Annotated in this window: 7 protein-coding genes; 2 read left to right on the forward strand and 5 right to left on the reverse strand. The window is 68.9% G+C overall.

From position 1 onward, the window contains the following. Positions 1-13: 13 nt before the first annotated feature. The 5 genes from HC022_RS15515 to HC022_RS15535 form a co-directional block, all read right to left on the reverse strand. Positions 14-691 carry a glutathione S-transferase family protein gene (locus HC022_RS15515; RefSeq protein WP_254885109.1) on the reverse strand — a complete coding sequence of 226 codons (678 nt, stop codon included), beginning with the start codon at positions 689-691 and terminating at the stop codon, positions 14-16. Positions 692-831: 140 nt separating this feature from the next. Then, positions 832-1,680, reverse strand: coding sequence for a 2-keto-4-pentenoate hydratase (locus HC022_RS15520; protein WP_167453049.1), 849 nt, complete (start codon positions 1,678-1,680; stop codon positions 832-834). A gap of 70 nt (positions 1,681-1,750) precedes the next feature. Beyond that, a complete protein-coding gene (locus tag HC022_RS15525) occupies positions 1,751-2,134 on the reverse strand; it encodes a VOC family protein (protein WP_167453050.1) in 384 nt (127 codons plus the stop codon). Positions 2,135-2,332: 198 nt separating this feature from the next. Beyond that, positions 2,333-2,536: a CsbD family protein gene (locus tag HC022_RS15530; RefSeq protein ID WP_008883744.1), complete on the reverse strand. Its 204-nt coding sequence runs from the start codon at positions 2,534-2,536 to the stop codon at positions 2,333-2,335. A gap of 86 nt (positions 2,537-2,622) precedes the next feature. Then, entirely contained in the window at positions 2,623-3,384 is a 762-nt protein-coding gene (locus HC022_RS15535; protein ID WP_089955736.1) for an NAD kinase, read from the reverse strand. Between the two features lie 173 nt (positions 3,385-3,557). On the opposite strand from HC022_RS15535, the gene glyA reads away from it, so the two are divergent. Next, positions 3,558-4,853 carry a serine hydroxymethyltransferase gene (gene glyA / locus HC022_RS15540; protein ID WP_008886271.1) on the forward strand — a complete coding sequence of 432 codons (1,296 nt, stop codon included), beginning with the start codon at positions 3,558-3,560 and terminating at the stop codon, positions 4,851-4,853. Between the two features lie 741 nt (positions 4,854-5,594). Next, the coding region (locus tag HC022_RS15545) for an MFS transporter (protein ID WP_167453051.1) at positions 5,595-7,202 on the forward strand (1,608 nt) is incomplete at its 3' end.

Genomic DNA, 7,202 nt, shown 5'->3' on the forward strand with positions numbered 1-7,202 from the left:
GATCCGGGCCTGCTCAACCGGATGAGGTCATCAACGCATCGTCGATCTCGCGCGCCCGCACGGCGGCGGGGCGTGTTGTCAGGCGCTCGGCGTAGTCGGAAAATCCGGGCGGCTCGGGGAGAGAACCGAGCATCCGTCCCCAGAGGATTTGCGACCCGACATAGACATCCGCGGCGCTGAAGGTCGTTCCGGTGACGTAGTCTCGCCCGTCCGAGAGCATCGCGGCGAGTGCATCGGCGACCGCCTCCAGCGATCCGTACCCGGCGCGTCCGCGCGCCTGCGGGTCGTCCGGCAGCGAGAAATTGAAGTGGGCGTTGGTGATCGCCGCCTCGCCCGGTCCCGCGGCGAAGAACATCCAGCGCAGGTATGCCGCGCCCTCGGGCGTGCCCGGTTCAGGCGCGAGCCCTGCTTCGGGGAAGGCGGCAGCGAGATAGGCGCAGCAGGCGGCGGCTTCGGTCACGACGGCCTCTCCATGCTGCACGGCCGGAACCTTTCCCATGGGGTTGATCGCCAGGTAGTCTGGCGATTTCATCGGCGGTCCATACGCGAGCACCCGCGTCTCGTATGGCTGACCGAGCTCCTCGAGCATCCACCGCACGATGCGGCCGCGGGACATGGGGTTGGTGTAGAAGATGATTTCGGACATTGGGAGCGCACCCTGCTTTCCGTTTGCGTCGGGATGGTCCGTCATCGCGCCGGGTTGTGACAAGAAGAAAATCCGGAGGGGCGACGGGGGCGAATGCCGGTGTTCTCCCGACTTCCCGGAGAGGGGGACGCAAGGGGCGCGACTCCCCGGTTCTTGCCGTGGGCCGGACGGTCCGGCGAGCCGGGTCAATGGTCCGGCGCGGGGCAGGGGCGCCCCGGTGTCCAGCCCGATGATCCCGGCCGAACACCGCTTTCGCGTCCCGCACCGGCCTTGGCGACGGGCAGGAGCGGGCCGAAGGAGCCCACGCTGACCACGTCGCCCGCCCTGAGCGTCACGCCTTTCGACATCAGCCACAGCACCGCGTTGGCGGGGTGGCCGAGCACCGCCGCACCGGGAGCCTCGGTCAGCGTCGTGCCGTCCGCGGCGGCGAGCGTCACTGTCATCGACGCCAGCGCCTGCGAGATCGCGGCGGGATCCTCGACGGGGATGTCGGCGCCCACCACGCCCAGCCGGGCGGCGACGCCGATGGCGGTGAGGGTGATGCCGTTCACCGGCTCGCCCTCGGCGAAGGTGAGATCGGGCAGCTCGATGAAGGGGCGGAGCGCCGAGAGATGCGCCACGACCTCATCCGGCGTGGTGGCCTCGCGGATGCCGTTGTCGCCCACCACCAGCAGCAGGTCGGCCTCGATCAGCGGCACGGTGCCGAAGCCCGAGGGCACCTCGGCGCCGTCTTCCAGCAGCATGTCGCGGTAAAGCACGCCCATCACCGGTTCGCTGACGCCGAAATGCTCTTGCGCAGGCTTGCTGGTGAGCCCGACCTTGTAGCCCACCACGGGGCCCATCTCGGGCTCGAGCGCCGCGATCAGCTTGCCCTGCGTGCAGAGCGCGTCCTCGAGGCTGCCGTCGGCGCCAAGCGCCTTGGCGGGCGCGCGCGACAGGTAGGCGTCGACATATGCGGAAATCTCGGCGTCGCCGGCGCAGTCAGCGGACGCGGTGCCGGCCGCGAGCAGCGCGGCCAGAATGATGCGGAACATGGGTGTCCTCCCCCCGGTACAATGCGCAAAGCATGGCAGCGCGGCCGGCACCGGGCAACGGATTCGCGGCTCAGCGCTCGTAGAGCTCGAGAGGCAGCCCGTCGGGATCAGCGAAGAAGGTGAAGCGCTTGCCGGTCAGCGCGTCGGTGCGGATGGGCTCGACCGCGACGCCCTGCGCCTCGAGCCGTTCGCGGGCGGCCGCGACATCGGCAACGGTGAAGGCGAGGTGGCGGAGCCCCTTGGCCTCGGGGCGGTCGGGACGGTCGGGCGGGGCGGGGAAGCTGAAGAGCTCGATCTGGCCACCGCCCGGAAGCGCGAGGTCGAGTTTCCAGCTGTCACGCTCGGCCCGGTGGGTCTCGGCAAGGATCGCGAGGCCCAGTACCTCGGTGTAGAAGGCCTTGCTGCGGGCGTAGTCGCCGCAGATCACCGCGACGTGGTGAGATCCCTCGATCATGCGCGTCCCCCGGCCACAGCCCCTGCGTCGATGCGCCATAGAGAGCGGATCGCGGCGGGCGGTGCAAGGGGCGGTGCAGGGCATGAGAGGGCGGATATTGCCCGGAAACCCGGGGTCCCCGGACACACGAAGGCCCCGGCGAGGGAAAGCCGGGGCCGGTACGTGCCTTACGGGGTACGTGCCTTACGGGGCCTGAAATCAGGTCGCGTGCTTGTTGTGGAAGGCGTCGACCTGTTTCTCGGCCTCGTCTTTTTCGATGCCGTAGCGCTCCTGAATCGCGCCAACCAGCTTGTCGCGGTTGCCTTCGATCCGGTCGAGATCGTCATTGGTGAGCTTGCCCCATTGCACCTGGGCCTCACCCTTGAACTGTTTCCACTTGCCTTCGATAACATCCCAATTCATCGGAAGTCTCCTTTCGTCAGGCTGTCCCGCCTCATCGCGGGGTTCGACAGCAAAACGCCGGGATCCGCCTGCCGGTTCCGTGACGATCAGACGAATTGTTCGCGGATCAGCCGTTCCTCGAGCCCGTGGCCCGGATCGAAGAGCACCCGGTGCGCGACCGAGGGTTCCGAGCGCACCTCGACCCGCAGCACGTCGCGAACCGACTGGCTGTCGGCCTCGGCCATGACCGGGCGTTTCTCGGGTTCGAGCACCTCGAAGGTGACCTCGGCGGCCTTGGGCAGCAGCGCGCCGCGCCAGCGCCGGGGCCGGAAGGCGGCGACCGCGGTCAGTGCCAGCACGTCGGAGCCGATGGGAAGGATCGGGCCGTGGGCCGAGTAGTTGTAGGCCGTGGAGCCCGCGGGCGTGGCCAGCAGCGCACCGTCGCAGACCAGTTCGGGCATGCGCAGCTTGCCGTCCACGTAGATCGCCAGCCGCGCCGCCTGCGGCCCGCCGCGCAGCAGCGAGACTTCGTTGATTGCGAGGGCCCGATGGGTGCTGCCGTCGGCGCGGTGGGCGCGCATCGAGAGCGGGTTGATCACCGCCTCCTCGGCGGCGGCGAGCCGTTCCTCGAGCGCGTGCTCGGAATAGGCGTTCATCAGGAAGCCCACGGTGCCCCGGTTCATGCCGTAGACCGGCACCGCCAGCTCTTCGGTCCGGTGCAGCGTGTGCAGCATGAAGCCGTCGCCCCCCAGCGCCACGATCACGTCCGCGCCGTTCTCGGCGTGGTTGCCGTAGCGGCGGGTAAGCCCCTCCAGCGCGGATTGGGCGATGGCGGCATTCGAGGCGCAAAAGGCGATTTTCAGCGACATGGGTTTCCCGAACTCGGTCGTTCGGTTCCGAAACAAGCACAAGTTTCCGCAACCTGCCAGTGCCGTCGCCCTTGTACCGGAACAATGCCGCTTTGATCCCTTTGCGGGGGCGCCGGTTTCCTTTACCTAGTCGCCACGTGACGAATCCATGACGACACCGGGAGACCCGCCTCATGAACGCACCGCACCGCGATGACGGTTTCTTCACCCAGTCGCTCTCCGACCGCGACCCCGAACTCTTCGCCTCGATCACCGGCGAACTCGGTCGTCAGCGCGACGAGATCGAGCTGATCGCCTCCGAGAACATCGTCTCCCGCGCCGTGATGGAAGCGCAGGGGTCGGTGATGACCAACAAGTACGCCGAGGGTTACCCGGGCAAGCGCTACTACGGTGGCTGCGAGTGGGTGGACGTGGCCGAGAACCTCGCCATCGACCGCGCCAAGGCGCTGTTCGGCTGCGAGTACGTGAACGTTCAGCCGAACTCGGGCAGCCAGGCCAACCAGGGCGTCTACCAGGCGCTGATCCAGCCCGGTGACACCATCCTCGGCATGTCGCTCGACGCCGGCGGCCACCTGACCCACGGCGCCAAGCCGAACCAGTCGGGCAAGTGGTTCAACGCCATCCAGTACGGCGTGCGCCAGCAGGACAACCGTCTCGACTACGACCAGGTGCAGGAGCTCGCCAACGAGCACAAGCCCAAGATCATCGTCGCCGGCGGCTCGGCCATCCCGCGCCAGATCGACTTCGCCAAGATGCGCGAGATCGCCGACAGCGTCGGAGCCTACCTGATGGTCGACATGGCGCACTTCGCGGGCCTCGTGGCCGGCGGTCAGCACCCGTCGCCGTTCCCTCATGCCCACGTGGCCACCACCACGACGCACAAGACCCTCCGCGGTCCGCGCGGCGGCATGATCCTGACCAACGACGAGACCATCGCCAAGAAGGTCAACTCGGCGATCTTCCCGGGTATCCAGGGCGGTCCGCTGATGCATGTCATCGCCGGCAAGGCCGTGGCCTTCGGCGAGGCGCTGAAGCCCGAGTTCAAGACCTACGCCGCTCAGGTGGTGAAGAACGCGCAGGCGCTCTCGGACCAGCTCATCAAGGGCGGGCTCGACACCGTGACCCATGGCACCGACACCCATGTCGTGCTGGTGGACCTGCGCCCCAAGGGCGTGAAGGGCAACGCGACCGAGAAGGCGCTGGGCCGTGCGCACATCACCTGCAACAAGAACGGTGTGCCCTTCGACCCCGAGAAGCCGACCGTGACCAGCGGCATCCGTCTGGGCTCGCCCGCCGGCACCACCCGCGGTTTCGGCGAGGAAGAGTTCCGCCAGATCGCCGACTGGATCATCGAGGTGGTCGACGGTCTTGCCGCCAACGGTGAGGACGGCAACGGCGAGGTCGAGGCCAAGGTCCGCGGCGAAGTCACCGAGTTCCTGAAGCGCTTCCCGATGTACCCGACGCTCTGAGCCCTCGGGACAGATCTATCGGAAGGGGCCGGTGCCATGCGCACCGGCCCTTTTTTCGTGCGCACGGGTCGGGTCCATGCGCCGTGCCGGATTTTCGTGCGCTCGGGTGGGGGCCGTGCGCTGGGTTGGATTTTCGCGCGAGCGGGGTAGTTTTCGGAATGTCGCACAATCGCTGCCGTCGACGAGCCGGGCCTCCGGGGACCGCTACAGCCCGTCTCCGAAGCGAGACGACGCCAAAGACCGGTGCCTCCCGTCGCGTTCGTGATCGCTGGTTGCGTAGAGAGGCCGCCACGTCGGCAAATCTGGCCGTCTGGAAGCGCTCGTCAGCGCCCTGCCAGACGGGCCGGTTGGTGGCTTGCCCCGTGTGAAGGGGAGGCGGTGCCCTTGCATCTGGCATGATGATCGCCCCGCTTGGCATCCTGATCCCGCCCCGGACGGGGGCAGCGCTGCGGCAGGGACTTTCCGGCAGGGATTGGCCGGCCGCACATCGGAGCCCGTGGCGGACAAGCCGGCCGCGCAGAGGGGGCTGTGCCCATAGGCGACGCGAGTGGCCGGGGACTGACGCGCCCGGCGGGACGTATGCGCATACCGGGCGCTATTGGCAGGCATTCCGCCGGACCGTGGCCTCCGGGCGAGGCAAGTCGCCAGCGTTTCGGGGAAGGGGGGTTGACCCTGCCCGGGGCTGTGACAGTTTGAGGCATGGCCCGCGGTCCGGCGGTTGCCGCAATCCCGGATCACGCCATGCCTCAGCCCGTATCCAACCCCCTGTCCGTCCTGCGCTTTCCTGCCTTCCGCAACCGCTGGTTGGCCTCGCTCGTGTCGAACCTCGGCACGCTGGTGCAGTCGGTGGGCGCGGGCTGGATGATGACCCAGATCAGCGACAGCGACGCCATGGTGGGCCTCGTGCAGGCCGGGGTGATGGTGCCGACCATGCTGTTCGCGGTCTTCGCGGGCACGCTGGCGGACAGCCACGACCGCCGCAAGGTGATGATCGGGGCGCAGCTCTTCATGATGGCGACGGCCACGCTGCTGACCCTGCTGGCGTGGGCCGGGCTGATGACGCCGTGGCTGCTGGTGCTGCTGACCTTCATGATCGGCACCGGCTCGACCTTCTTCAACCCGTCGTGGCAGGCCTCGATGGGGGACATCGTGCCGCGCTCCGAGCTGCCATCGGCGGTGGGGCTGAACTCCCTGGCCTTTAACGCCACGCGCCCAAACGGCCCCGCCACCGGCGGCATCATCGCGGCCGCGGCGGGGGCCCCGGGCGCCCTTGCGCCGAAAGCGGGGGGCCTTGTCGCCATGATCGGCGCGCTCTGGCTCTGGAAGGCACCGGTGCCGGACGACGCGCTGCCGCGCGAGCCGCTGCGCCTCGCGATTCAGTCGGGCCTGCGCTACGTCGCCATGTCGCCGAACCTCGTCAACGTCATGGGGCGCGCGTTCCTCTTCGGCCTCGGCTCGGTGGCGGCGCTGTCGCTGCTGCCCGTGGTGGCGCATGAACGGCTGGGCGGCGACGCGACGACCTACGGTATCCTGCTGGGCTCCTTCGGGGTCGGCGCCATCGGCGGCGCGATGGCCAACTCCCGGCTGCGCGCGAGCATGGACAACGAGCACATCGTGCGGCTGGCGGCGCTGGTGGCGATGGCCTCGACCGCCGGGCTCGCGGTGTCGCCCTCGCTCTGGCTCTGCCTGCCCGCGCTGATGCTGAGCGGCGCGGCCTGGGTGGTGGCGCTGTCGCTCTTCAACGTGACGGTGCAGCTCTCGACGCCGCGCTGGGTGGTGGGCCGCGCCATCGCGCTCTACCAGTCCGCCAGCTTCGGCGGCATGGCGCTGGGCAGCTGGCTCTGGGGCGCGGTCTCGGACGGGCATAGCCTGCTGGTGGCCTTCGCAGGCGCGGCCGGCATCCTTGCACTCGCCGCCGCGGTCGGTCTGCGCCGGCCTCTGCCGGAATACGGCAATCTCGACCTGTCGCCGCTGGGGCTCTTCCGCGAGCCGATGCTGCAGCTCGACGTGCAGCCGCGCAGCGGGCCGGTGGTGGCTGTCACCGAGTTCGAGATCGACCCGCAGGACGTGCCGCAGTTCCTCGAGGTCATGGCCGAGCGCCGCCGCGTGCGGATCCGCGACGGGGCGCAGAACTGGGTGCTGATGCGCGATCTCGAGAACCCGCGGATCTGGCAGGAGACCTACCACGTGCCGACCTGGGTCGAGTACATCCGCCACAACACTCGCCGGACCAAGGCCGACCACGGCACCTATGCGCGGCTGCTGGAGCTGCATCGCGGCAGCGAGCCGCCGCACACGAGGCGGATGATCGAGCGACACGCCATCGCGCGGGGGCGGGGTGGGGTCTAT

This window comes from Salipiger sp. HF18, assembly GCF_011806505.1.
GTDB classification, from domain to species: domain Bacteria; phylum Pseudomonadota; class Alphaproteobacteria; order Rhodobacterales; family Rhodobacteraceae; genus Salipiger; species Salipiger thiooxidans.

Bases quoted from the DNA above. Each gene is read 5' to 3' on its own strand.
- HC022_RS15515 (WP_254885109.1), bottom strand. From the start codon at position 691: ATGACGGACCATCCCGACGCAAACGGAAAGCAGGGTGCGCTCCCAATG.
- HC022_RS15520 (WP_167453049.1), bottom strand. From the start codon at position 1,680: ATGTTCCGCATCATTCTGGCCGCGCTGCTCGCGGCCGGCACCGCGTCC.
- HC022_RS15525 (WP_167453050.1), bottom strand. From the start codon at position 2,134: ATGATCGAGGGATCTCACCACGTCGCGGTGATCTGCGGCGACTACGCC.
- HC022_RS15530 (WP_008883744.1), bottom strand. From the start codon at position 2,536: ATGAATTGGGATGTTATCGAAGGCAAGTGGAAACAGTTCAAGGGTGAG.
- HC022_RS15535 (WP_089955736.1), bottom strand. From the start codon at position 3,384: ATGTCGCTGAAAATCGCCTTTTGCGCCTCGAATGCCGCCATCGCCCAA.
- glyA (WP_008886271.1), top strand. From the start codon at position 3,558: ATGAACGCACCGCACCGCGATGACGGTTTCTTCACCCAGTCGCTCTCC.